Source organism: Roseburia faecis, assembly GCF_001406815.1.
Taxonomy (GTDB): Bacteria; Bacillota; Clostridia; order Lachnospirales; family Lachnospiraceae; genus Roseburia; species Roseburia faecis.
In genome coordinates this window covers 45447-69727 of the sequence record NZ_CVRR01000003.1, presented here as the reverse complement: position 1 = coordinate 69727, position 24281 = coordinate 45447, and the positions used below count along the sequence as shown (strand labels likewise).

Annotated in this window: 23 protein-coding genes; 4 read left to right on the top strand and 19 right to left on the bottom strand. The window is 45.2% G+C overall.

The genetic code is table 11. The annotated features are described in order from the left end of the window. Positions 1–19 precede the first annotated feature (19 nt). The 3 genes from M72_RS00360 to M72_RS00350 are packed head-to-tail and all read right to left on the bottom strand — an operon-like array spanning position 20 to position 3726. Complete coding sequence (locus tag M72_RS00360) at positions 20–2053, bottom strand: PTS fructose transporter subunit IIABC (protein ID WP_055066771.1); 2034 nt, start codon at positions 2051–2053, stop codon at positions 20–22. Between the two features lie 12 nt (positions 2054–2065). Further along, positions 2066–2980: a 1-phosphofructokinase gene (gene pfkB, locus M72_RS00355; protein WP_055066770.1), complete on the bottom strand. Its 915-nt coding sequence runs from the start codon at positions 2978–2980 to the stop codon at positions 2066–2068. Continuing rightward, positions 2977–3726 (bottom strand): DeoR/GlpR family DNA-binding transcription regulator, encoded by a 750-nt coding sequence (locus M72_RS00350; protein ID WP_055066769.1) that lies wholly within the window; start codon positions 3724–3726, stop codon positions 2977–2979. Before M72_RS00350 ends, pfkB begins: the two co-directional genes overlap by 4 nt. A 655-nt stretch (positions 3727–4381) precedes the next feature. Here M72_RS00350 and M72_RS00345 point away from each other — a divergent pair. After that, the gene (locus M72_RS00345) at positions 4382–5905 is read left to right on the top strand and encodes a 4Fe-4S dicluster domain-containing protein (RefSeq protein WP_055066768.1); all 1524 of its coding nucleotides are present in this window, start codon (positions 4382–4384) and stop codon (positions 5903–5905) included. Positions 5906–5974: 69 nt separating this feature from the next. On the opposite strand, the gene M72_RS00340 is transcribed toward M72_RS00345, so the two are convergent. The 13 genes from M72_RS00340 to M72_RS00275 all read right to left on the bottom strand — a co-directional run bounded on the left by M72_RS00340 (position 5975) and on the right by M72_RS00275 (position 18551). Then, a complete protein-coding gene (locus M72_RS00340; RefSeq protein ID WP_055066767.1) occupies positions 5975–6733 on the bottom strand; it encodes an NlpC/P60 family protein in 759 nt (252 codons plus the stop codon). A gap of 123 nt (positions 6734–6856) precedes the next feature. Then, on the bottom strand, positions 6857–8872 hold the full coding sequence (locus M72_RS00335) for a beta-propeller domain-containing protein (protein WP_055066766.1): 2016 nt from the start codon (positions 8870–8872) through the stop codon (positions 6857–6859). Positions 8873–8876: 4 nt separating this feature from the next. Continuing rightward, complete coding sequence (locus M72_RS00330) at positions 8877–9398, bottom strand: RNA polymerase sigma factor (RefSeq protein WP_022046796.1); 522 nt, start codon at positions 9396–9398, stop codon at positions 8877–8879. Between the two features lie 101 nt (positions 9399–9499). Beyond that, a complete protein-coding gene (locus tag M72_RS00325; protein ID WP_055066765.1) occupies positions 9500–10315 on the bottom strand; it encodes an RNA polymerase sigma factor RpoD in 816 nt (271 codons plus the stop codon). 1 nt (position 10316) lies between these two features. Further along, positions 10317–12290, bottom strand: a complete 1974-nt coding sequence (locus tag M72_RS00320; RefSeq protein WP_055066764.1) for a diguanylate cyclase domain-containing protein — start codon at positions 12288–12290, stop codon at positions 10317–10319. A gap of 20 nt (positions 12291–12310) precedes the next feature. Continuing rightward, complete coding sequence (locus M72_RS00315; protein ID WP_055066763.1) at positions 12311–13297, bottom strand: hypothetical protein; 987 nt, start codon at positions 13295–13297, stop codon at positions 12311–12313. Positions 13298–13384: 87 nt separating this feature from the next. Then, positions 13385–14644, bottom strand: a complete 1260-nt coding sequence (locus M72_RS00310) for a hypothetical protein (protein WP_055066762.1) — start codon at positions 14642–14644, stop codon at positions 13385–13387. Continuing rightward, positions 14641–15195: an RNA polymerase sigma factor gene (locus M72_RS00305; protein ID WP_155176774.1), complete on the bottom strand. Its 555-nt coding sequence runs from the start codon at positions 15193–15195 to the stop codon at positions 14641–14643. Before M72_RS00305 ends, M72_RS00310 begins: the two co-directional genes overlap by 4 nt. Positions 15196–15378: 183 nt before the next feature. Continuing rightward, positions 15379–15675: a helix-turn-helix domain-containing protein gene (locus M72_RS00300; RefSeq protein ID WP_055066760.1), complete on the bottom strand. Its 297-nt coding sequence runs from the start codon at positions 15673–15675 to the stop codon at positions 15379–15381. Between the two features lie 14 nt (positions 15676–15689). Then, on the bottom strand, positions 15690–16028 hold the full coding sequence (locus M72_RS00295; RefSeq protein WP_055066759.1) for a type II toxin-antitoxin system RelE/ParE family toxin: 339 nt from the start codon (positions 16026–16028) through the stop codon (positions 15690–15692). A gap of 134 nt (positions 16029–16162) precedes the next feature. Further along, a complete protein-coding gene (locus M72_RS00290) occupies positions 16163–16543 on the bottom strand; it encodes a DUF6483 family protein (protein WP_022045744.1) in 381 nt (126 codons plus the stop codon). A gap of 683 nt (positions 16544–17226) precedes the next feature. After that, the gene (locus tag M72_RS00280) at positions 17227–18009 is read right to left on the bottom strand and encodes an arginase family protein (protein WP_055066757.1); all 783 of its coding nucleotides are present in this window, start codon (positions 18007–18009) and stop codon (positions 17227–17229) included. 128 nt (positions 18010–18137) lie between these two features. Next, positions 18138–18551, bottom strand: coding sequence for an Hsp20/alpha crystallin family protein (locus tag M72_RS00275; protein WP_022045741.1), 414 nt, complete (start codon positions 18549–18551; stop codon positions 18138–18140). Between the two features lie 364 nt (positions 18552–18915). On the opposite strand from M72_RS00275, the gene M72_RS00270 reads away from it, so the two are divergent. From M72_RS00270 to yfcE, 3 genes are all read left to right on the top strand, one after another. Beyond that, complete coding sequence (locus tag M72_RS00270; RefSeq protein ID WP_055066756.1) at positions 18916–19407, top strand: RNA polymerase sigma factor; 492 nt, start codon at positions 18916–18918, stop codon at positions 19405–19407. Beyond that, positions 19397–21043 carry a DUF4825 domain-containing protein gene (locus M72_RS00265; RefSeq protein ID WP_055066755.1) on the top strand — a complete coding sequence of 549 codons (1647 nt, stop codon included), beginning with the start codon at positions 19397–19399 and terminating at the stop codon, positions 21041–21043. Before M72_RS00270 ends, M72_RS00265 begins: the two co-directional genes overlap by 11 nt. Before the next feature lie 163 nt (positions 21044–21206). Next, complete coding sequence (gene yfcE, locus M72_RS00260) at positions 21207–21764, top strand: phosphodiesterase (protein WP_055066754.1); 558 nt, start codon at positions 21207–21209, stop codon at positions 21762–21764. On the opposite strand, the gene M72_RS00255 is transcribed toward yfcE, so the two are convergent. From M72_RS00255 to fsa, 3 genes are all read right to left on the bottom strand, one after another. Further along, positions 21761–22699, bottom strand: coding sequence for a transketolase family protein (locus M72_RS00255; protein WP_022045737.1), 939 nt, complete (start codon positions 22697–22699; stop codon positions 21761–21763). The two genes, yfcE and M72_RS00255, sit on opposite strands and share 4 nt — an antisense overlap. After that, the gene (locus tag M72_RS00250; RefSeq protein ID WP_055066753.1) at positions 22687–23526 is read right to left on the bottom strand and encodes a transketolase; all 840 of its coding nucleotides are present in this window, start codon (positions 23524–23526) and stop codon (positions 22687–22689) included. The genes M72_RS00255 and M72_RS00250 overlap by 13 nt, the downstream gene beginning before the upstream one ends. Positions 23527–23622: 96 nt before the next feature. After that, positions 23623–24276, bottom strand: coding sequence for a fructose-6-phosphate aldolase (fsa, locus tag M72_RS00245; RefSeq protein ID WP_022045735.1), 654 nt, complete (start codon positions 24274–24276; stop codon positions 23623–23625). Between the last annotated feature and the right edge of the window lie 5 nt (positions 24277–24281).

Genomic DNA, 24281 nt, shown 5'->3' with positions numbered 1-24281 from the left:
ATGTTACTGTTTACAAATTTTATTTAACATCCTTTTTGATCAGTCCGAGCAATACGGCTGTAATGACAGCGCCGACTGCCCATGCAAGGATGTATAAAAGCGGATGTCCTACGGTTGCAAATACGAAGATTCCACCGTGAGGAGCCATCAGTGTGCACTTAAACAGTGCGGATAAAAATCCTGCAACTCCGGCACCAATTAAGGTACATGGAATTACGTGAAGCGGATCTGCTGCTGCAAACGGGATCGCACCCTCGGTGATGAAGGAAGCACCCATTACAAAGTTGGATACCTTGGATCCACGTTCTTCCTTTGTAAATTTCTTCGGGAAGAACTGGCAGGCAAGCGCGATTCCGATCGGAGGAACCATACCACCGACCATGATCGCTGCCATGGCAATGTAACATGCCTGAACAGCCGGGTCGCCTGGCTGTGCACCTTTTTCAATCATCTGGCTTGCAGTTGCCAGTACACCGGTACCAAATACATAAGCGGCTTTGTTGATTGGACCACCCATGTCGATCGCCATCATTGCTCCGAGGATCAGTCCGAGTACGGTGATGTATCCCGCATCAGAGATTGCGGTCAGTCCGTTGCTCAGTCCGGTATTGATCAGTCCGATCAATGGGTTAAAGATGAAGCACATTAAAATACTGATAATTAAAATTCCAAGCAACGGATAAATCAGAGTCGGCTTGATTCCGTCTAAGGAAGCCGGCAGTTTTGAAAACGCTTTTTTCAGGAACAGTACAATAAATCCGGCAAGGAATCCGGCTAAGATTCCGCCAAGGAAACCGGAAACGGTGTTACCACCGTTGGCACCCTGGAATGCAAAGTCTGCGATAAATTTCTGGAAACCGGTTGTGGAATCCGCCCAGTTGTAACCGGTAACTAATGCGTTACCACTCGAGGCTAACAAACCGCCCGTAAAACCAACTGCAAGTCCCGGCCGGTCTGCAATCGAGTATGCAATGTAACCTGCAAGCACCGGAACCATCAGTCCCATTGCCAGTCCTCCGGCATACTTGAAGAATGCCGATAACGGCGTACAGGAACCAAATGCCGATCCACCGGTCGCACCATAGCCCATCAGGGTATCGATCAGAAATGCAATCGCTGTCATGATGCCGCCGCCGATAACGAACGGAAGCATGTGGGATACCCCACTCATCAGGTGCGTGTAAATCATGTGTGCAGTGGAGCCACCCTCTGCTTTTTCTTCTTTTCTGCTGCCCTCTGCCGCATGGTAGACAGGTGCATCCCCGGCCACGGCACGGTTTAACAGCTGCTCTGCCTTGTTGATGCCGTCTGCAACCTTGCACTCGATGACTTTCTTTCCATCGAAGCGGTCCATCGGAACTTTGGTGTCGGCTGCAACGATGATTGCGGTCGCTCCTGCGATCTCTTCATCGGTAAGCACATGCTTGGCTCCGCCGGAACCTCTGGTCTCTACCTTAATCGTGATTTCCATCTCAGCTGCATGCTTCTCTAAGCTTTCCGCTGCCATATAAGTATGTGCGATTCCGGTCGGGCATCCGGTTACGGCAAGTACCTTGTATTTTGCCCCAGTTTCGTCTTCTTTTTCGTCCTCATCTTTTGCGCTTTCCGCATCATCGATGACTTTTAAGAATTCGTCTACGGTCTTTGCATTTTTCAGTCCGTTGGTAAAATTCTCGTCCATCAGAAGTACGGAAAGTTTGCTGAGCACCTCCAGATGTACATTATCCTCGGTGTTTGGAGCTGCAATCAGAAACAGTAAATTGACTGGTGCTCCATCTAACGCGTCAAACTCTACACCATCCTTTACTACCATAGCTGCCAGTCCCGGTGCTTTCACAGCATCTGACTTGCAGTGTGGGATCGCAATTCCTTCTCCGATTCCGGTTGTTCCTTCTTCTTCTCTTGCAAAAACCCCCTTGCGGTAAGTTTCCACATCGCGGATTTTTCCGCTTTTTGCCATGAGATCAACCATTTTGTTTAAAACATCCTGTTTTCCGGCTGCAGAACCGTTCAGTTCAATGCTCTCGGCTGCAAGCAAATCTCTGATTCTCATAGTATACCCTCCTTAAAATAATTTTTGATTTGCATCCATCAATGCAATTACTTCCTTTTTTGTTGCCAGTTCTTCGGAAAAAGCGCTGGCACTTCCGGTACATACACCATAGCGGAATGCATCTGCATAGCTGCCACCATTTAAATATCCATATATAAAACCAGCCACCATGGAATCTCCGGCGCCTACCGAATTGACGAGCTTTCCTTTCGGTGCCTCAGCCCGGAACTCCTGACCGTCTTCCGTCACAAGGACGGCCCCGTCACCTGCCATGGAAACAAGAACATTTCTTGCACCTTTTTCCTGCATGCGTTTTGCATATGTGACAACATCATCCTTATCATTGATTACCGTGTGGAAAATCTCTCCCAGCTCATGATTGTTTGGTTTGATCAAAAACGGATGATAAGCAAGTACATTCATCAGCAGATCTCTGGTCGCGTCTACTACAATATTGAGTTTCTTGTTCTGCAGATGCTCCATGATATCCATATACATGGATTCCGGCATTGTGTCCGGGATGCTTCCGGCAAGTACCAGTGTATCGCCATCCTGCAATGCATCCAGTTTTCCGTAAAGCTTCCGAATATCTTCTGATGCAATCTTTGGTCCCTGTCCGTTGATTTCCGTCTCGGTCTGTGCCCGGAGTTTTACGTTGATACGGGACAATCCTTCGGTAACGTGAATAAAATCTGCAGTAACACCTTTCTCCTGAAGAAGCCGTGTGATGGCATCTCCGGTAAATCCTGCCATAAATCCAAGTGCTGTGCTTTCTTCCCCAAGATTTTTCAGTACCATTGAAACATTGATTCCTTTCCCACCCGGAAAAATAATTTCCTTGCTGGTACGGTTGACCACACCGGTCATAAAGTTGTCCACATTTACAATGTAATCAATGGATGGGTTAAATGTTACGGTATAGATCATTCTTTCACCTCCACAATATTTTTGTATTTTTTAAGTGCCGGCTTGTGCAGCTCCGTTGTTAAGATGGTTGCCTGTTCAAAATCAGCAAATTTCACACTGGAAAGCTGGTCAAACTTGCTGGCATCTGCCAGAATATAGCAGCGTTTGCAATTCTTCATGGAATATTTCTTTACCATGGCTTCCTTGATCTCCGGGGTGGAATATCCTTTGCTGACGCTGATTCCATTCGTTCCCCAGAATCCTTTGGTAAAATTATACTTGGAAAGCATCTCCATGGCTTCCTCCCCGACGATCGCCTCTGTCTGGGATTTGAATTCGCCTCCCAGCAGATAAACACGGCAGCCCTTTTCCGCCAGAAGCTTTGCATGGCTGATGGCATTTGTCACAAACACCGCCTGTGTCTCCTTAATAAAAGGGATCATCGCCTCGGTGGATGTTCCGGCATCCAAATAAACAAAATCATCCGGGCGGATGAGGGATGCTGCATACTTTGCAATTGCATTCTTTTGTTCCGCATTCATCGTCTTACGGTTTCTGACATCCTCATCATGTGTACTCACACTCGGCCGTCTGGCGATTGCACCGCCATGTACCTTGGTCAGAAGACCATTCTCATCCATTGTGATTAAGTCCCGGCGGACGGTTGATTCTGAAGCGTCAAGTGCAGTCATAAGTTCCTGTATTGTGGCACTTCCCTCCGCTTCTATTATGGACAGTATCCTTGAAAATCGTTCTTCTGCAAGCATATGCCTCACTCCTTTGTTTTCTTTTTCGTTCACAATCTTTCAAAATCGTTCATTTGACGGTTCTTATTATAGTTACATTTTCTGTCATCGTCAATCACTTTCCGTCAAAATCATTCACAAAAACAGAACTGGGATTTTGTGCATAATGTCATGTTATTGAACAAGGCGGCTATGGCTCGAAAGGACAGGGGAGGGGGGACACCAATGGCAATCCGGCTCATGCTCCTTGCAATTAAGAGGCTGTAGGAATTTTTATTTCAATTATTATCAGGCGGACGCAACCGGTGGTCATTCGCCTTCCGGGCTCAGTGACCACCTGCCTCGTACATCCATGTACGAGGCTTGCTGAAAATCGAAAAAATTCCAACAGCCTCTAAAATGCAGGAGAAATCGCCGGGTTGCCATTGGTGTCCCCCTCCCCTCCCCTGTTCTTTCTACCTAGCAGTTTACAGTACAATTGTTTCACACCATGTCAAAAGCCTATTATGTTTTGTAAAAAGAACAGCATACTTATTGAGAGTATGTGTATTATTTGCTACAATATCCCCGGAATATGACAAAACAGGTTTTTCTGTGAGTTTCTTGGTATTATCTTATAGAAATGCAGAAAATTTTATTTTACAATGATCCATTACAAACACAAGGAGGAATTATCATGAGAGGCGTCGAAACCCGAATTCAGGAAATCCGTCACAAAATTTTTACAGAAGTAGCCCGTATGGCTTATCATACCGAATGGCCTGTAAAGGAACGTATGGAAGAACTTCCATATAAGATTATTCCGGGAGAAACCGGAAATTTCAGAAACGATGTATTTTTGGAGCGTGCAATTGTAGGCGAACGCCTGCGTCTGGCAATGGGTCTGCCAAACCGCAGTGCTGCAGAGCATGCCCCGGTATCCGATGGCATTGAAGCTGCTGACCAGGCAGAAACTTACTATACTCCGCCTCTCATTAATGTCATTAAATTTGCCTGCAATGCCTGTCCCACAAAACGTGTGCACGTAACAGACGGCTGTCAGGGATGTCTGGCACATCCCTGTATGGAAGTATGCCCGAAAGGAGCTGTTTCCTTAGACCGTACCACCGGCAGATCTATCATTGACCAGGAGAAATGTATCAAGTGCGGCCGCTGTGCAAGTGTCTGCTCCTATAACGCCATTATCATTCAGGAACGTCCATGTGCCAAAGCATGCGGTATGGATGCCATTACTTCAGATGAAAACGGCAAAGCCAATATCGATTATGACAAGTGTGTTTCCTGCGGTCAGTGTCTGGTAAACTGCCCGTTCGGTGCCATTGCTGACAAATCCCAGATTTTCCAGACAATCCGTGCCATCCAGTCCGGTGAAAAGGTTTATGCAGCTGTCGCTCCTGCATTTGTCGGTCAGTTCGGACCAAAGGTTACCCCTGGCAAGCTGCGTGCTGCCATGAAAGAACTCGGGTTTGCAGACGTTTTTGAGGTAGCAATCGGTGCGGATCTGTGTGCAAAGCAGGAAGCAGAAGATTTCTTAAAAGAAGTGCCGGATGAACTTCCATTCATGGCAACTTCCTGCTGTCCGGCATGGTCTGTTATGGCAAAGAAATTATTCCCGGATCACGCCAACTGTATTTCCATGGCACTGACTCCGATGACATTAACTGCACGTCTTATCAAAAAGCATAACCCAAATGCAAAGGTTGTCTTTATTGGACCATGTGCGGCTAAAAAACTCGAAGCAATGCGCCGCAGCGTCCGCAGTGAAGTAGATTTCGTGCTCACCTTTGAAGAAATGGCCGGTATTTTTGATGCAAAACATGTGGATCTGGAAAACATGGAAGAAGATCCGGATGGTGTAAGTGACGCTTCCACCGACGGAAGAAACTTTGCCGTTGCCGGTGGCGTTGCTCAGGCTGTCGTAGATGTCATCAAACGGGATCATCCGGAACAGGAGATCAAGGTGGCAAATGCCGAGGGATTAAAGGAATGCCGTCAGCTTTTAAAACTTGCCACATTAGGCAAATATCCGGGCTATCTGCTCGAAGGCATGGCCTGTCCTGGTGGATGCGTCGCCGGAGCCGGAACCATGCAGGCAATCAAGAAATCCCAAACAGCGGTCGGTCTGTATGCCAAGAAAGCAAACCATCAGTTCTCAAGCGAAACCGAATACATCAAAGAACTGGATAAACTGGTGGATTAAGTATCTGCCATATAAAAAAGCCCTGCGCTTTCGGAAATTCCGAAAACGCAGGGCTTTTTATCTGTTCTTTTATTCTACTTCAATTCCCGTATCAAAGGTCCATTTCCACTGACCAAAGGAAGATGTGTATCTGCTGGTTCCTGCAATATCATTATCAATCATGATTCCGCTGCATGTAGAATGAATCCGCCAGTACCTACTGTTTCCATACTTATGCACAATCGTGCGGCCACTGTAACTGTACTTATCTCCTGCAGATCTCTTAATCGTTCCTTTCGCATAGACACCAATATCTTCCAGATAATCCTTTACCGCTTCCATCGAAGAAAATTCTCCGAAATATATGGCTATATGGGAGGAAGAACCGCCCTTGCCATAAACAACAACATCTCCAAGTTCCAACTGGGAAAGGCTTTTCCCACTGCTTTTTCTTCCAATAGACTTCTTTGTGCCGGAATTCCACTGGATCGCACCCTTTGTTGCAACCCCTGTTGTATACGAAATACTCGATCCGCTTACCCAGTCTCTGGTACAATGTGCTCCAACACTGACATTTTTCAGTGCAGTCCCTTTCCGTCCCTTACTCTCCAGACGATTCAGAGCTGCCCGTGTGTAACCACTGCAGTCACAGCGGATTCCATCAACCACACTGCCATAACTCTTTCCCAGAAATCCCTTACACAATGTTTTCCGGTAATTATCCTGTGCCACAACCGCGGTACTTTTCTTTCCTGCTGCTTCTGCCGGTGCTGCAGTACCCCCTACTACAACTGCCGCCAGCAAAATACCTGCGATCAGCTTCTTACCCCATGTAACCTTAAACTTCAATGCCTATCCTCCAATTTGTTACAACTTTGTTACTTAACTATAACATATAGTAACAAAAATCAGAGGCTTTTTCAAGAAAAATGTGCAAAAAAGTTTCATTTTTATCTCATTTTTTATGTATTTTTAATATTTTTTGGTCTCAATCTCCTGGAAATCATTTTTCATATCATACGAAATAAGTGAAAAATCATCCCGTTCCACATGAAGCACATAAAAACAGTCACCCGAAGAAAGTCCCCTCATCTGTTCTGCACCAGTCCACGTATCCATTTTCTGCTGTGTTTTCTTTAAGGAAATTTTCTTTACAAAAGACGTTCCATCCCACTGAAACAGCATATACCTGTTATAATTGGTTTTGGTCCAGGTCTCTGTCGCAAATCCGACCAGTCCACGTCCGGTATCTACAAATGCACACTTGTAATTCTCTGCGGCACTGCAGAAATCTTCGTTTATCGTCACAGAATCCAAAATCCTGAGGTTTATCGGATCGGAGATATCAAACATTGTCAGTTTTACCCCTGTCTTCTCGCTTGTCTTAGCATCGGTTTCATAGCCGATGCCAAGCAACAGTCCATCTCCAAACGGGTGCAGATAATCGGAATATCCTGTCATCTTCACATTTCCCAGCGGCTTCGGATGTGCCGGATCGGAAATATCTACTGCAAACAACGGGTCGGTATTATGATAAGTAATGAAATATGCTATATTTCCCAGATACCGTGCCGCATAAATCTCTTCTCCCTTTGCAATATTTTCCAGCAATCCCTCTTTTTTCAGGTCCGCATCCAGCAGATACAGGCGGTTTTCGGATAAAGAATTTTGGGAATCTGTTGTCAGAATACGAAGTTCTCCCCCACTTTCTGAAATAGCAAACGTATCCCAGATCGCCCCCTTTACGGTTGTTTCTGCAATTGCTGAAAACATTCCATTCTTATAAGAAAACTTGGCGATCTTTGTCTTTTCTCCACGCTCATATTCCATCTGATACAGATAGATTGCATCCGTTCCCATATAAACCTGTCGTCCGCTGTCGAGAAGCACCATATGGTCTGCAGCCTTCGATGGCTCTTTAAGATTTACAGATGCCATAATGACTTCTGTTGTCCCATTCTTCTGCACATAAAAACATCCGGCATCTGCTTTTTTCCCGGCAATCTCCGGAATGACCTGAGCCTTCCAGTTCTTTCCGTCTCTGGACACCCAACGGTCAGTAAACAGATAAATAAAATTTCCAACCTTACGGGAACTCTGGTATGCTCCATCCATTTTCATGGTTGCACTTAATACCGGATTTGCGCGTTCGGAAATGTCATACGTCAAAAGAACTGTACTCACATTTCCGTCCGGTTCATAAGCGATATCTTTGTAACATCTGATAAAACCGGAATCATTGTCAGCCTCCGTGCTGTCGGACTGAATCTCCTCCTGTTGTGTTTCCCATCCCTGCTTGATAACATACAGCCGGTCATTATCCACGTATAGCTGCAAAAGGATGTCATTTTCCGTCAGTTCCGGCCGTATTTCCGACAGCTTACGCATATTTTTGTCCCGAATATCCACAATGGTCACCCGGTCATCATTCAGCACATACAGATAATTTCCGTCATTTTTGACGATGTCCCCCTCGTCCACACCGTTTACCTGCAAATTGGTGTCAGAATGGGTACCGGATGACTCTTTTTTCGCCTCGGCAGAACCGGTATCTTCCACGAAAAACGAATCATCCACTGTGCCTTCTGCCAACTCCTTTTGTGAATTGGATTTTTTCTGTACCGCTGCATATACATCCTGGTAACTTTTTGCCAGAGTAAATGCACCGATTTGTTCTTTCTTTTCTGTATCCTGCGTACTGTCGACAGTTTCTGTTACGGAAAGAGCAGCCTTTTTCGGTTGCGCATCATCGGTTCCATACTTATTCCATCCATAGGTTCCGACCGCAATCACCAGCACCGCAACTGCCGCAGCAATTCCGGCAAATCTCCGGTAATGTCTGTGTTCTTTCCTGCCTGCGGATGTCCGGTTTTTCCGCTCCTCCAGCATCTGCTGCACAGCCCCGGGTGTCAGAGTATCCGGCACGGTAATCTGCTCTGCGGATCTGTCTATTTTCTCTTTCCATTCTTCCAGGTTCTGTTCCTGCATATTCTCACCTCAATCCCTTCAGCTGTTTTTCCATCCGCTGCAACGCCCGATGTTCTCTCGACCGCACAGTATTCTCATTCATTGCAAGAATCTGTGCAATCTCCCGCGTCTTATATCCACCGAAGACATGCATTCCCACAATCATGCGGTCCTCCTCATCCATCGTAAGAAATGCACGCCGGACTTCTATATATTCCTCACGGGTATCACCCCATACATAGCCGTCCCAGCCACCGTTTTCTTCCGTCAGTTCTTCTCCCCGTTGATAGTATTCCCGCATTTTCTGTTTGCACATATTTGCCACGATACGATACATCCAGGCGGAAAAAGCATCTTCCTTCCGCAATTTCCCGATATTTTCAAATGCTTCCATCACAGCGGCACTGACCACATCCTCCGCATCCTGTGTATTTCCAAGCGTATACAGCGCAAACTGATACAGCCTCTTATAAATTGTCCCATACAATTCGGCAAACGCTGCGGTATCCCCGCGCTTTGCCCTTTTTACTAATAAACGTTCATCCATGGAAGGCCCTCCTATCTATACAGTGTATCGGAGGTGTATTTTTGTTGCAAGAAAATAAAAAAAGCCCTCCCGTCAAATAGGAGGGCTGTTTCGTTCCTCGATCAGGAATCTTTTTTCGCCTTATCAATCATATAAAGAATATCTGCAAGCTCATCTTCCGGAATTTTGACATAATCCGCAAGTTCTTTCTGCGTTGGCTGTGCACCGTTCTGTTTTTTCAGATAGTTCACCGCTTCACTTACCAGCGCTACTTTTCCAACCACGGAATTTTCATTCTCATCCTCACCGGTCTGTTCCCGGATGCAGGATTTCATCGCTTCTTCCACCGCGGTAAGAAGTTCCTCTTCCACATCCACTTTTTCGTGGCTGCCGCACAGCTCGCTCAGGCGCAGGAAAAGTGCCATATTTCCTTCCTGCACAATATCCTCAAATCCTTCCGTGGAAACCGCCAGTTTCTTTGCTACTTCCAGTACGTTGCGCAGCCATGCATTGGATATCGCGTGTACCATGCTCTCTTCCCCTGCCAGCAGCTTCTTATACATATCAATCTGCTGCTCCTTGGTATACTCCGGGATATCTTTCAGTTCCTCCAGATACATCTGAAACATGGGAGAAGTGGAAATGTTGTCTGTGACGGAATCTTTTGCGGATTCCTTTTTCGCAGAAGATTCTTTGGTTTCTTCTTTCTCTGCGGTCTCCTCATATTCCGCTTCCTTTGTTTCCGGTTCGTTCTCTTCCGGCTGCGGATCATCATGTGGTGTTGACAGAAACTCTAACACCATCTCTTCCTGCTGTGCATTCAAATCCATATCCTTAAAATAGGAAAGGATCTCCTCTCTTGTCATCGGCTCCGCCGAAGTGCGGATAATATCCTGTACCGCACGTATGGTTTCTGTAAATGTATTCTGGTCTAACATATCAGGTCTCCTGTTCCTCATCATAACATTCGCTTCTGATCCGCGAACTGATCTCCTGCAGACATTCTATGAGGATCGGATTAAACTGTCCGCATTCCCCATGCAGGATCATTTCCAGTACCTTTTCATGCGGTACTGCTTTCTTATAAACACGCTCACTCGCCAGCGCATCGTACACATCCGCTACAGAAACTACCTGTGCGGAAATCGGGATTTCATCTCCCACAAGTCCATCCGGATAGCCTTTTCCATCGTAGCGCTCATGATGCCAGCGGCAGATCTGGTGTGCGATCTTTACCAGTGGCTCGTTCTGATAAATGCCAAGCTGTTCCAGCATTTCTGCACCGATGACGGTATGCGTTTTCATAATCTCAAATTCTTCTTTTGTCAGTTTTCCCGGTTTATTCAGGATTTTTTCATCCACACCGATTTTTCCGATATCATGCAAAGAAGAAGCAAGTGCGATCATGGCTCTGGTATCCCCATCCAGATGATACTTTTCGGTTTTCTGCGCCAGTCTCTCCAGAAGCATCTCCGTAAGTTTGTGAATGTGAAGCACATGGCTTCCGCTCTCTCCGTTTCTAAACTCCACAATATGACTGAGAATATGAATCAGCATCTCGCTGTTTTTCTCTTTTTCGTTGATCTGCGCAGTAATCAGGGAAGTCAGCCGACGCTGCTTCGCATATAATTTCATGGTGTTCGTCACACGCTGATAAACGATCTGTGCATCGCATGGCTTGCTGACAAAATCCACTGCACCAAGTGCATATGCCCGCTTCACAGCCTCCGGGGCATCGGCTCCGGACATCATAATAACCGGAATATCCTCAATCCAGTGATTTTTATTCATATATGTCAGGACATCAAATCCATCCATCTTCGGCAATACCACATCCAGCAGAACCAAAGAAATACTATTGACCTGCTGTTCCAGTATTTCTATGCATTTTTCTCCGCTCTCCGCCTGCAGGACATGATAATCCTTGGAAAAAATCATATCCAGAAGCGTCCGGTTGACCTCCTCATCATCCACTACAAGGATCTCCGGAATCATCTTTTCCGGTTGCTTCTGTGCGTGTATCTTTCCCTCATGATCAATCATGTTATTCTCGGTGATGGCCATGTTTTTCTTATTTTTTGCCTGATACATCAGTTTATCTGCGCGAAGCATTGCATGCTCAACAGATTCGTTCTGCGAAATCACGGCACCCATACTGACAGAAATCTGAATATTGGAATACCCCGGAATCACTGTATTCTGGATCTTTTCCTGAATCTCCTGCAGTTTTTCTACCAGACCATCTTCCTTTATCTCCGGCAGCACAAGAACAAATTCATCTCCACCATAGCGCACAAGCGTATCCTCTCTGCGGATACAACGCCAGATCACACCAGCAACCGCCGCAAGTGCCATATCTCCGGTCAGATGTCCGTATGTATCATTGCAAAGCTTGAAATCATCCACATCAATCACAACAATTCCGGCATTTCCCGTCCACATTTTTATCTCTTCCTCAAAATACAGACGATTATAAACTCCGGTCAGGACATCCTTATATAATTTTTCATTATATCCGGTCAGTTTATTGATCAGCTTTTCTCTGCAGGATATGTCGATTAAGGTGTCGTCCTCCAGATGATTGATCAATTCCATGACGTATGGCTGTCCATCAATTTCCATATACCGGGAGATTACCTGATAGACTTCTGATTCAAGGAATTCCAGCTTAATCATCTGCTTCTTTTCCCGCAGCGCTTTATAGGAACTGCAGTTTTCGCACTTACCATTTTTCTTCCAGAAACTGTAGCACGGACATCCATCCTGCACATTTTCGCACGTTCCTTTCCCTTGCTGGTAAAATGTCCGCTCAACATCCTCTCCTTTTAACAGACGTACTACCTGAAAAATCTTCTGATAATATTTGATTTCCTGTTCTGCTTCCTGCATGGTCATCCCGTTACCGGATTGCATTACACCTCATCCTCCTGGCATTAGAAATTCAAGTCAATTTTAATCCCCTTCAGATCCTCGTTTACGAGATTGTTCTTTTTAAGAATCGTCTGGATGTGCTGCTGCGCCTCCTCCAGCTTACTCGTACCAGTCTGATCCACCGTTACATCTGCCTCCAGCCTGTCTGCCTCGACAGAACCCTCAATCATCTTCTCCTGCTGCTGTTTTTCCTCTTTCTTTTCGTCAATCTTTTCCTGCTGCTCGTCGCGCTTCTCCTGCGCTTCCTCTGCTTTCTCTTTCTCTTCTTCCTGTTTCTCGTCGATGTGATCTACCGCATCCTGTATCAGCATGCCAAAAGCATCTTTATCGGAAGCATCCAGCAGTTCATCCGCTGCATCCTGCGCTTTTTGCATATCCTGTGATTTCAGCTGGTCGAGCTTTGCATCTGCCGCTGCCTCAGTCAGAGAAGTCACGTTACGCTGCGCCCGGTCTTTCTTGTTCAGAATGACATCCCTTTGTGCATTCAGCTGTAATGCCCTGGTCTGATAATCGGTCAGAGGGGTATTCTGCAGTTCTTTCAAACGGTCTATCTCTTCCTTGGAAAAGTCATCCGTCTGCACACCTTTCTGATAATCCTGATATTTTTCCAGCAGTTCTAAGTCTTTCTGCTCCTGGGAATCCGAATCCACCCCATAACTCTGCCGCGCGATTTCTTTACTCTCGCGAATCTGTTTCAATTCCTCATTACACTCACGGACTTCTTTGAGTTTTTCCTCTTTCTGCTGTGCTATCTGATCTCGCTGGCTTACCGCCTTGTTATCACTGTCCCATGCATCCCGGATCAGCTTCATCGCCTGTTTCCGGGCGCTCTGTTTCTTGTCGCTTGCAGCATTGCCAGTGGTCTGGGCAAACTGCAGATCTCCGGCATATATGGTTCCTTTGTCGGATACTTTGTTTTTGCGCGTTTCATCGTCTCCGATTTCGTATGCATTCATGTTAGCATGTGGTGCCTGAATCGTCAATGACATATGATAATTCCCCCTTTATTTTTACATAATATCATCTTATATATCGGACATTTTCTGGAATTTCTCCATATATCCGGCTAAATATTGTTAATAGGAACTGCTGTCTTTATACTGCTGCTCATCCACCAGATTCTGTTTTAATGTCTTAAATGCCTCATCCCAGGTCTGCCCTGATTCATTTTTTCTGTTAAATTCGTTTTCTTTATCCCTGACATAGTTTTGTATCGGCAGATCGATCCGGTAAACCTTTTGTTCAAACGCCCAGTAATCGTCCTCCGAAGCAAAACCCGAGAGCAGTTTTTCTTTTTGCTCCTTTGTCCAGATACCATCCAGATTCTGTTTTAATTCCTCTACATATGCTTTTACCTGTTCATCGGTTACCTGATATCCATTCTGCATTGCCGCAACATACAGTGCGTTGCGTTCCTTGGCATAAGCAATTGCTTTCTTTTCCGACAATGTCTTATCATATGTAATTTCATAAAACTTCGTATACATCTGTACCTGTTCCCGGGTTACAATCGTATGATTTCCAATGGCACAGATTTCCTCTTTGTCGATACTCTTTGTCACACGCTCTTTGTCGGAAGACGCAAAATAATATACCGAAGCATCCGACTTCTGCAGTGTTTTCAGATAATCGCCAATCTCTTCACAGACATCTTCCACCACCTGTTCAAATGCATCCAGATCCGTCTGCTTTGCACCGCTTTCATATGCCTCCTGTTTGATTTCTTCCTCCGTCTGCGTTCCTGTCTGGCTGTCTATATACTTGCGCACCGCAAGATTCTGACGAATAACCGGCTCCATATTCTTCCAGTAAGCACTCTCGCCACCGAATCCCGCATAAAAATCGCGGATTTCTTTCCGGTTCTCCGCTTTGTTCATCTGTGTCTTCAGCAGTTTTGCATAATCATCATATTCCTGATCCGACACAGTACATCCGTTCTTTTTTGCAAGTACATACAACGTCTTTTTTGTAATAATATCTTTTATAACCTCTTTTTTTGCGGTTTTTACCGTTTCTCCGTTTTCCACACGCAATGCCACTCCTGCCTGGATTTCCTGCTGTGTTACCGGAATTCCCTGGATACGGTAAACCACCTTTGCAGCCTTCCCCGTAAATCTGGAAACAATTGTTCCAAGCCGGAAAAAGGAAGTTCCTCCCCCTACGGACACACCGACTCCCGCCAAAACAAGCATGGCAAGAACTGCTACAGCTGCTCTCCATTTAAAAGAAGCCTTTCTTTGGTGCATGTCATGTTTTGGCTTATATGTATACGCTTCCTCTATAATGTCATCACTGATTTCACCGATTGCATCGGATAATTTTTCGGATTTTCTCATAACACTACACCCTCCTTCTCCAGTTTCTTTCTCAGCTTTTTGCGCAGACGCATCAGTTTTACGGACACACTGTTTTCTTTCATCCCAAACGTTTCCGCAATCTGTGCGACAGACTCCGCATACCAGTACCGTTTGACGAACATCACGCGGCTGCCGGTATCCAGTTCCCGTAAAAAGCGTTCCAGGACTTTCGTCACCTCCTGTTCTTCCCACGGCTCCTGCTCCTGCGCTGCCGGAATACATTCTTCCAGTTCCGCAAGCGATACATCGTAATAGCTGTTGCGCTTTGCCGCCATGTTATGCCGCAGCCTTTTGACGGACAGATTGCGGGTAATCCTGCAGACATAGGAGACCAGCGGATTCGGGGTCTGCGGTGGGATACTGTTCCACACACCAAGCCACGTATCATTAACACATTCTTTTGCATCCTCTTCGTTATTTAAGATCCGGCGGGACAGGCTCTGACAGAGTTTTCCGTATTTCTGCGACAATTCGGCAATTGCCTGCTGTGACCGCTCCTGAAATAAGCGGATGATTGCAGTATCTTCCATGATGATTCCTCCCTTCTGTTGGATGCCAGTCCTTTTAAAGCCACCTGCGGCGGGGACTGGAGCATCTCTTATCTGTATACTACCGGTTTCTGGCGGGATGTGACGGGCAGATGTGTTTTTGTAAAAAAAATAGCATCTAACATTTCTGTTAAATGCTATTTGGACACCAATTTAAATTATATATTACACTGACTTCTTTTTTACAATCTGTAATTCATACCCGAGAGCATCTAAGATACGACTAAATGCCCGAATTGTCGGGATACTTTCTTTCCTTTCAATCCTTGATATAACCTGTTGTTTATTCCCTGTCAGCAAAGCTAATTCCTTTTGTGTAATTTTTTTCTTTTTACGTAAAGAAATCATTTCACCAATCAATCTATACTCTGCACGGGACTCATCCCATATTTTTTTAAACTCCGGATCGTTCTCTCTTTGCTTTTGAATTTCCTGCTCTACATTTACTTGCAAAAAAGGCATATTGACCACTCCCTCTAAATAAACTTCCTGCCTAACATATTTCCTAATTCTTTTGCCCGCTTCCGTACTATATTTGCATCCTTTTTTTCTGTTTTATTTTTCTGTTTTCGACAGGAATGGAGCAGATATATATTTTCCTTATCTACTGTAATATAGAATACACGGTTATTTTTCTGAAAATATACCTCATACACTTTCTTTTCCCATCTTTTAAAAAGAATTTTATCAAATTCTCCTTTTTCCATATGCTGCAGTACGGTATAACCATCAATTTTTTCAGCTTCCGGAAGACTATTAATGTATTCATATATTAAATCTCTTCCCGAATTCGAAAGATAATTGTGTAATATCATATGCTGTCTCCACTTTTGTTTTGTAATTACAAAATACAGCATATATGTTGTATTGTCAAGAGTTATTCTCTGTCTTATATATCTTTTTCACTTAATCTACTACGGTTCATCATTTCTCCTTCGAACAGTTATTCCTAATCAAGTCCTTCCCCAAGAAGTCCCAGCCCCTTGCGGTCCGCAAGACTCTGTGCGCCTTCTTTGACTTCCTCCTTCGAATAATCGTGCTCTTCAAGAAATTCCTCCGGAAGTTCATTCAGATAATCGTAAAATCCGAGTGCTACTTCAAATGTGCCCTCTTCATCTCTTTCTAATTCTTCATACAAGCGATTTTCCGCTTCATTGATTTTTCCTGCATCGACCAGCGCAATCAGCCGGGCATATAAACTGTCCGTTGCTGTATGACGATCCTCTTCCTTATATTCATAGGTCGCGGTGTTTTTCCCAAATAAAATTTTTGCAAGCATGCGGGTCATGTCACGTACCTGCCGCATAATAATATCATTCTCGTATGCCATGATTGTTGATTTCCTTTCTTTTTTGCTGTTGTGCTTCCGGTTATTGTGCCTTTTTAGTAGCTGTATATTTTTCAGAAAACAGCACCTTTTCTATCGCTATATCTTTTGGGCTATTATAAGTTTCCTGTAATTATAAAATTCACGATGTTTGTGCTGGCAAATGGCAAATATGTTTTTTGCTGGTTGATTATGTCCTGCTTTTACTGGCTGGTGGGACATATAGCCTTTTGCTAGTTCCCTATGCCCCGCATAGTCTGATCGGTGGGACATATAGCTTTTTACTGACTTCCTATGTCCCACATAGTCTGGTCGATAGGACATATAGCTTTTTTCTAGCCTACTATGTCCCACCCACACTGCCTCATGGGACTTTTCGCGCCACTTTTCTTGCATATGTCCCTCTCGCACTGTATCATGGGACTTTTTGCAACACTTTTTCTGCATATGTCCTGCTCTTGCTACCTCGAGGGACTTTTCGCGCCACTTTTCCTATATATATCCCACACCCCTCATATTCTTGAAAACCCGGCTTTGATAACCACACTTATTCACTCTTTCTCATCTTATTATACACACTCTCTATATATTATCAATCATCCTACATACTTTGATCTATATATTTATACTGTTGTCCCAATCATATAGAAAAAACACTTTTAATCTTTACAAAAAATATGACCCACCTATTTATGTGAAGCCCAGCAAAAGAGATTTTTTTGCAAAAACCGATACAGTTCCTCATCGCTCCGTATATTTACCCGTTCTGCCCGCAGATACTCCGGCAGACTGTTTTCCTCCGGATACATCCCACAAATATCCACTCCGATCACATCATATTCCGTAACCAGCGTTTTTAATATCTGTTCCAGCATTCCCATTGACATTTTTCCCTGGTCCCAGTTTGTCACTGCATATTTTTCGTCCAGCACATCCTTGTCAATGGAAATATAAACAGGAACTTCATCCGGCAGTTCTTTTATTTTTTCATGTGCCTTTCCGTTTTTTAATTCCTCGTAACTGATTTCAACAAGCTTTCCATCTGTCTCCTGCTGTCTGGCTCCGGACTGTAACTTATCAAGCATTTTCTTCTCCTGCCCGATCAAAACCAGCCTTTGCAGATACGGATTTTCCTGCAATACCTTTTTCGCCCAGTTTCCGCAACTTAAGATATCTCCGCCCAGACTTGCATCCTGCATATCCGTGTGATGGTCAATTAACACCAGCGTAAACGGCTCCTTGATAAAATCCGTCATAATTTTGGAAATATAATGATAATCCCCCGAATCTATAAAATGAATTCCGGATACTCCAGCCGGCGCAATCAGCGCTTTTATTTTTTTTCCCGCATCTCTGCTGCAATACAGACGGCTGCCTCCGATCGCACTGCAGTCATGCCACTCCAGTCCCGGTTCTTTTCGCTTTGGATAACATTGTGTAAAATCAAAGACCATGTTTCGGTTTTTCAAACTTTTATCCTCCCTTTTTCACAGACATTGCAAAACACGTGCGGCACATGCGCATTCTTTGCAATGGCCTGCGATATATTATAAGAAAAAGGGGGGACAGCCTCTCGACTGTCCCCCCTTCTGAATAATTAGCCTTCAATAGAAATATACTTCTTTTCTTCTACCTTCGGTGCTTCCTCTTTCTTTGGAACTTCCAATGTCAGAACACCGTTTTCAAATTTTGCCTTCACGTCATCCTGCGTTACTGCATCGCCGACATAAAAGCTTCGGCTGCAGCTTCCGCTGTAACGTTCCTTGCGGATGTACTTGCCATCCTTATCCTTCTCATCGTTATTCTTACTGGTGGTTGCGGTTACGGTTAAATAACCATCCTTTACCTCACCTTTGATATCTTCCTTCTGGTATCCCGGAAGATTCATTGTTACTTTGTATCCTTTATCTGTCTCAGACACATCCGTCTGCATTGTTCCGTTTGATTTGTATGGGAAACCACCAAAGAAATCATTCATAAAATCGTTACCAAAAATACTAGGCATTAACATAAGTCATCTCTCCTTCCAAATCTTAATCATCTATTTTATTATCAAAGTTTCAAGAGATTATTCATTTCTCTCAACCTCTTTTCCCTTTGTTCATGATATGTTATACCACCGTTTTTAGCACTCGTCAAGTAGGACTGCTAACAATTTTTGTGAAGATTTTGTGAATTTTCTAAATTATTCTGAAAATTATATTATTTTAGCAGAAAGAGCCATCGTTTTCATAGCTCATTTTCATGTAAAATATGCTACATTTATGTTACATTATATAAATATATGAAAAAAATAAAAAATGCTGTAACGAAACACCGTATTTTTACATCAATAAATGTAACCCATATAAATTCCAGAAAAAAGGAGGTCGCACATGCAGGATATGGACGCAGTCTACCGTCAGCATTTTCGCATGGTGTATCAGTACCTGATGTCACTGACACACCAGCCGGATGTTGCGGAAGAACTGGCACAGGAAACTTTCTGCCAGGCTGTCAGCAGTATCCACCGCTATGACGGAAGCTGCAAGATCACCACATGGCTTTGTGCCATTGCCAAAAATCAATATCTGTCCTATCTGCGAAAACACCCACTGCACGAGGATCTGACAGACACCGAAGCGGAACTTCCGCACACACCGTCTGCAGAGCAGGAGGCGCTTTCCTCCGCCGTAAAAATGGAATTGCTGCAATGCCTGCACCAATTCCAGGAACCTTACCGGGAAGTGATCTATCTGCGGGTATTTGGAAATCTCTCGTTCCGGGAAATCGGACAAATTATGGGACAGAGTGAAAACTGGGCGCGCGTGATGTTTTATCGCGGCAAGGAGCGCCTGCGAAAGGAGCTGAACAAACATGAAAAATGATTTGACCTGTGAGGTCGTACAGGATCTGCTGCCAAGCTATGTCGATCACCTGACGAGTGACGTCACAAATACGGCGATCGAAACACATATCCGGGAGTGTACCGACTGTCGCCGGATACTTTCCGATATGCAGACTCCGGAACCCGTGCCCGCAGAAACGGCAACGGATGCTTCAACTATCGACTTTTTAAAAAAGAGCAACAAAAGGAACAAACGTCGGATTCTTGCCGCCATCCTGATCGTGACACTGTTGCTCGGCAGCATCTGGGGATATCGGACGTATTTCTACCCTGCACCGCTGAAAAATACCGCACTGATCGACTATGCGGTTACCGTAAAAGACAATAAAACCATTCAGATCAAAGGATCTTTAACCGATCAGACACTTGGTGTTGCCGGAATCGACTACTCCTGTGATCCGGATCACCCGGAAACCGTCACAATCAATGTCAGAACCAACCGCATATCGGCAGCCGGGCACAATACATTTTCCGATAAAAAGACAGAAACCCATGCCGTAAAAAAAGTATATGTGAACGATCAGATTGCATGGGAGGACGGCACCTCTATTCTGCCGAAAGCAGCACAGATTTATGCCACGATCCATCCATACATCGGTGATATGTCTGCCAATGAAAAAACACTTGCGGCACTTGGCATCTCCAATGTATTTTCGATTGCAAACTTCAAACTGCAGACCACGGAAACCCCTTACGGCTGGACCATATATCTGGATGACGCATTTACAAAAAAACAGCAGACCACAGTTGAAAAAACCATGAAAAACTATGCCATGGTCATTCTCGCCTGCACCAAAAATCTGGGAAGTGTAACGTTTTCCTACACATTGGATGGAAAAACGACAGATTTTACTTATACGAAAGAACAGGGAGAAAATGAATTTCTTGGCACCTGTAACTACTTCCGCAGTTCTGCCACAGAGTTTCAGACACTGCTTGCAAAAACCGGCATCTTAAGCGATCCCGTCTTTTCCAGACTGTCCGGAAACCAGGGATACCGCCTGACGGAGCAGCTCAACAATGTTCCGGATGCGGAAATTACCGGGACGATTCAAAACGAAAAACAAAATATTATTAAGCAATATGAAAGTTATCTGCCGACCAACAGCTGGTCGCCGGGATCAATCAACAAATCATTTTCTTCCGAAAAAGATGCACTCGCTTATATCGGATACAAAAATCTGCGGTCATTTGCCCTCCCACAGAAAGCAGACAGCATTTCCGTCAACGCAACCGCGGATAAAAAAGGAAACATCTGCTACATCTCGCTTTCCGAACTATACAGTTGTGCAGACGGACAGATCAATGTGACGGCCGCCGCCGATCTCTATACAGAATCGTCCAACACCGGTTCCTATATCGATATGGACTACCCATCGTATGAGGAAACGCCGGATGCCGTATCCACCAACGAACTGTACACCACGGTTTCCGGCGATACCTGGCAACTGATTACGACCACCTCTCAGGGTGATGATTTCAATGATTCCATAGACGCTTACCGGACCGAAGACACGATTTTATATGGCATTCACATCAGTTACCCGTCGAACCTGAAAGAAAGCGCACAGGCAGAACTGAAAAAAATTTTAGAAAACGGCATCGGCCAGAACTAAGGGATTTATAAAAAATTAAGAAACCTTTTTCAAAAAGGTATTGAGCCAGAAGAAAATGTTCATTATAATCCATTATAAAACAATAAGGTGAATACCCCGGCCGTATCCGGGAGAAAGGAAACATCCCATCCAGTCTGACTGGATGGGATGAACATTGATAAACATGAAATGGATGATAGCATCTGATATCCACGGCTCTGCATACTACTGCAGACAGCTGTTAAATGCATACAACCGGGAACAGGCCGACCGTCTGCTGCTCCTTGGTGATCTTTTATACCACGGTCCGCGCAATGATCTGCCGGAAGAATATGATCCAAAACAGGTGATTGAACTGCTCAACGCAAAAAAACAACATATTCTCTGTGTCCGGGGCAACTGCGATGCCGAAGTCGACCAGATGGTACTCCAATTTCCCATTATGGCAGATTACTGCGCCATTGCAGACAGTGATACGCTGATTTATGCCACCCACGGCCATACGTATAATGAACAGAACCTGCCTCCACTGCATCGCGGGGACATTCTGCTGCACGGACATACCCACGTCCCGGCATGCGTCCCACACGACACATATACCTGCATGAATCCCGGATCTGTTGCTATTCCAAAATCCGGAAACTGGCATGGCTACATGATTATGGAAAATGGCCGTTTCCAGTGGAAAACAATGACTAACGAAGTTAAAATGGAGTTTGCAGACGGAAAACGCATTCTCTAAACAAACTCTTTTACGGAAGCATAAATGCCTTCTGCATTCAGACCATACTTCTCAAGCAGTGCCACTGCCGGACCGGACTCGCCGAAGCAGTCCTGTACACCGATGTTCTTTACCGGTGTCGGTGCCTTTCTCGAAAGTGTCTCGCATACGGCGGAACCGAGTCCTCCGATGACGGAGTGTTCCTCAACAGTCACGACTTTCCCGCATTCTTTTGCTGCGGCAACGACAAGATCCTCATCGAGCGGCTTGATCGTATGGATGTTGATCACTTTTGCATCAATGCCGTCTGCTGCAAGTTTTTCTGCGGCTGCGAGCGACTCGGACACACATAAACCGGTCGCAATGATTGCCACATCTTTGCCTTCCCGCAAGGTGACACCTTTACCGATCTCAAATTTGTAATCCGGACGGTCATTGATGATCGGAACTGCCAGACGGCCAAAACGCATGTAAACCGGGCCTTCGTGTTCATATGCGGCTTTTACTGCTGCTTTTGCCTCGATATCATCACTCGGATTTAAGATGACCATGCCCGGGATGGTGCGCATGAGCGCAATATCCTCATTACACTGGTGCGTTGCACCGTCTTCACCGACGGAAATTCCGGCATGGGTTGCACCGATTTTTACATTCAGGTGCGGATAACCGACCGAGTTTCGCACCTGCTCGAATGCACGTCCTGCTGCAAACATGGCAAACGAACTTGCAAACGGAACTTTACCGGTTGCGGCAAGGCCTGCTGCAATGCCGATCATGTTACATTCTGCGATACCACAGTCAATGTGGCGCTCCGGAAATTCCTTTTTGAAGATTGCAGTCTGTGTTGCCGCTGCAAGATCTGCGTCTAAAACATATACATCATCATGCTCCTTTGCCAGCTCTACGAGAGCGTTTCCGTAGCTGACACGGGTTGCGATTTTTGTTACTTCTGACATAATGCTTCACCTTCTTTCTTCAGATCTTCCATTGCGATCGCATATTCTTCATCGTTCGGCGCTTTTCCGTGCCATCCTACCTGATTTTCCATGAAAGAGACACCCTTTCCTTTGACCGTATGCGCAATGATTGCGGTCGGCTGTCCCTTGGTGTTTCTTGCCTCTGCAAATGCAGCGGCGATCTGATCCATGTCATTGCCGTCTGCAAGGTCAACCACATGAAAATTGAATGCTTTGAATTTCTCGTTGATCGGGTACGGAGAGCATACCTGATCCACCGGTCCGTCGATCTGCAGTCCGTTGTTATCCACGATCACAACGAGGTTATCCAGTTTGCGGAATCCGGCAAACATGGCAGCTTCCCATACCTGTCCTTCCTGAATCTCTCCATCTCCGAGCAGTGTATACACACGGTAATCGTCCCCGGAAAGTTTGGCGGACAATGCCATGCCGACTGCTGCGGAAATTCCCTGTCCTAAGGAACCGCTCGACATATCCACACCCGGAATGTGCTTCATGTCCGGATGTCCCTGCAGATACGAACCGAGGTGACGCAGTGTCTTTAAATCCTCGACCGGGAAATAGCCGCGCAGTGCCAGTGCGGAATACAGTCCCGGTGCAGTATGGCCTTTGGACAGTACAAAACGGTCTCTGTCCGGTTTCTTCGGATCTTTTGGATCGATATTTAATTCTTCAAAATATAAATAAGTAAAAATATCAGCTGCGGAAAGCGATCCGCCCGGATGTCCGGCTTTGGCTGCATGGACGGCAGTCACAATGCCTTTGCGTACTTCATTTGCCTTCAGCTGAAGCTCCTGTTTGTTCATGTTCGTTCCTCCGTATGCGTGAACATCAGCCCATGAAAATTGCCTGCGGCAATGGGCTGACGCTACATTTCAGATTTTCTTCGAAAATCTGAAATATTACTCCCCAAAAACTGCCTTATAGTCTGCCTGGAATTTTTCGATTCCCTGATCGGTAAGCGGATGCTTTGTCATCTGCTCGATTACCTTGTAAGGGATGGTCGCAATATCGGCACCTGCAAGTGCGCAGTCTGTTACATGGATCGGGTTACGGATGGATGCTGCAATGATCTCTGTGTCATATCCGTAAATATCAAAGATCTCTGCGATCTGGCGGATCAGTTCGATACCTGGCTGGCTGATGTCATCTAATCTGCCAAGGAATGGGGATACATAAGTAGCTCCTGCGTTTGCTGCAAGGATTGCCTGATTTGCGCTGAAAATCAGGGTAACGTTTGTCTTGATGCCCTCGGAAGAAAGTACCTTTACGGCTTTAAGTCCCTCTACGGTCATAGGAATCTTTACAACCATGTTTGGATGGATGGCTGCAATCTCACGTCCCTCTTTGATCATGCCCTCTGCATCTACCGTTGTTGCCTTTACCTCGCCGCTGATCGGTCCGTCAACGATGGATGTAATTTCTTTGATGACTTCTGTAAAATCTCTTCCCTCTTTTGCGATCAGGGATGGGTTTGTGGTAACTCCACAGATAACACCCATATCATTTGCTTTCTTAATATCCTCTACATTTGCTGTATCCACGAAAAACTTCATAATAA

Excerpts from the sequence above, each read along its gene's own strand:
- pfkB (WP_055066770.1), bottom strand. The coding sequence starts at position 2,980 with ATGATCTATACCGTAACATTTAACCCATCCATTGATTACATTGTAAAT.
- fsa (WP_022045735.1), bottom strand. The coding sequence starts at position 24,276 with ATGAAGTTTTTCGTGGATACAGCAAATGTAGAGGATATTAAGAAAGCA.
- M72_RS00275 (WP_022045741.1), bottom strand. The coding sequence starts at position 18,551 with ATGTTAATGCCTAGTATTTTTGGTAACGATTTTATGAATGATTTCTTT.
- M72_RS00270 (WP_055066756.1), top strand. The coding sequence starts at position 18,916 with ATGCAGGATATGGACGCAGTCTACCGTCAGCATTTTCGCATGGTGTAT.
- M72_RS00345 (WP_055066768.1), top strand. The coding sequence starts at position 4,382 with ATGAGAGGCGTCGAAACCCGAATTCAGGAAATCCGTCACAAAATTTTT.
- M72_RS00310 (WP_055066762.1), bottom strand. The coding sequence starts at position 14,644 with ATGAGAAAATCCGAAAAATTATCCGATGCAATCGGTGAAATCAGTGAT.
- M72_RS00325 (WP_055066765.1), bottom strand. The coding sequence starts at position 10,315 with ATGTTAGACCAGAATACATTTACAGAAACCATACGTGCGGTACAGGAT.
- M72_RS00350 (WP_055066769.1), bottom strand. The coding sequence starts at position 3,726 with ATGCTTGCAGAAGAACGATTTTCAAGGATACTGTCCATAATAGAAGCG.
- M72_RS00305 (WP_155176774.1), bottom strand. The coding sequence starts at position 15,195 with ATGGAAGATACTGCAATCATCCGCTTATTTCAGGAGCGGTCACAGCAG.
- M72_RS00335 (WP_055066766.1), bottom strand. The coding sequence starts at position 8,872 with ATGCAGGAACAGAACCTGGAAGAATGGAAAGAGAAAATAGACAGATCC.
- M72_RS00300 (WP_055066760.1), bottom strand. The coding sequence starts at position 15,675 with ATGCCTTTTTTGCAAGTAAATGTAGAGCAGGAAATTCAAAAGCAAAGA.
- M72_RS00360 (WP_055066771.1), bottom strand. The coding sequence starts at position 2,053 with ATGAGAATCAGAGATTTGCTTGCAGCCGAGAGCATTGAACTGAACGGT.
- M72_RS00330 (WP_022046796.1), bottom strand. The coding sequence starts at position 9,398 with ATGGATGAACGTTTATTAGTAAAAAGGGCAAAGCGCGGGGATACCGCA.
- M72_RS00255 (WP_022045737.1), bottom strand. The coding sequence starts at position 22,699 with ATGTCAGAAGTAACAAAAATCGCAACCCGTGTCAGCTACGGAAACGCT.
- M72_RS00250 (WP_055066753.1), bottom strand. The coding sequence starts at position 23,526 with ATGAACAAACAGGAGCTTCAGCTGAAGGCAAATGAAGTACGCAAAGGC.
- M72_RS00265 (WP_055066755.1), top strand. The coding sequence starts at position 19,397 with ATGAAAAATGATTTGACCTGTGAGGTCGTACAGGATCTGCTGCCAAGC.
- M72_RS00295 (WP_055066759.1), bottom strand. The coding sequence starts at position 16,028 with ATGATATTACACAATTATCTTTCGAATTCGGGAAGAGATTTAATATAT.
- M72_RS00290 (WP_022045744.1), bottom strand. The coding sequence starts at position 16,543 with ATGGCATACGAGAATGATATTATTATGCGGCAGGTACGTGACATGACC.
- yfcE (WP_055066754.1), top strand. The coding sequence starts at position 21,207 with ATGAAATGGATGATAGCATCTGATATCCACGGCTCTGCATACTACTGC.
- M72_RS00315 (WP_055066763.1), bottom strand. The coding sequence starts at position 13,297 with ATGTCATTGACGATTCAGGCACCACATGCTAACATGAATGCATACGAA.
- M72_RS00320 (WP_055066764.1), bottom strand. The coding sequence starts at position 12,290 with ATGCAATCCGGTAACGGGATGACCATGCAGGAAGCAGAACAGGAAATC.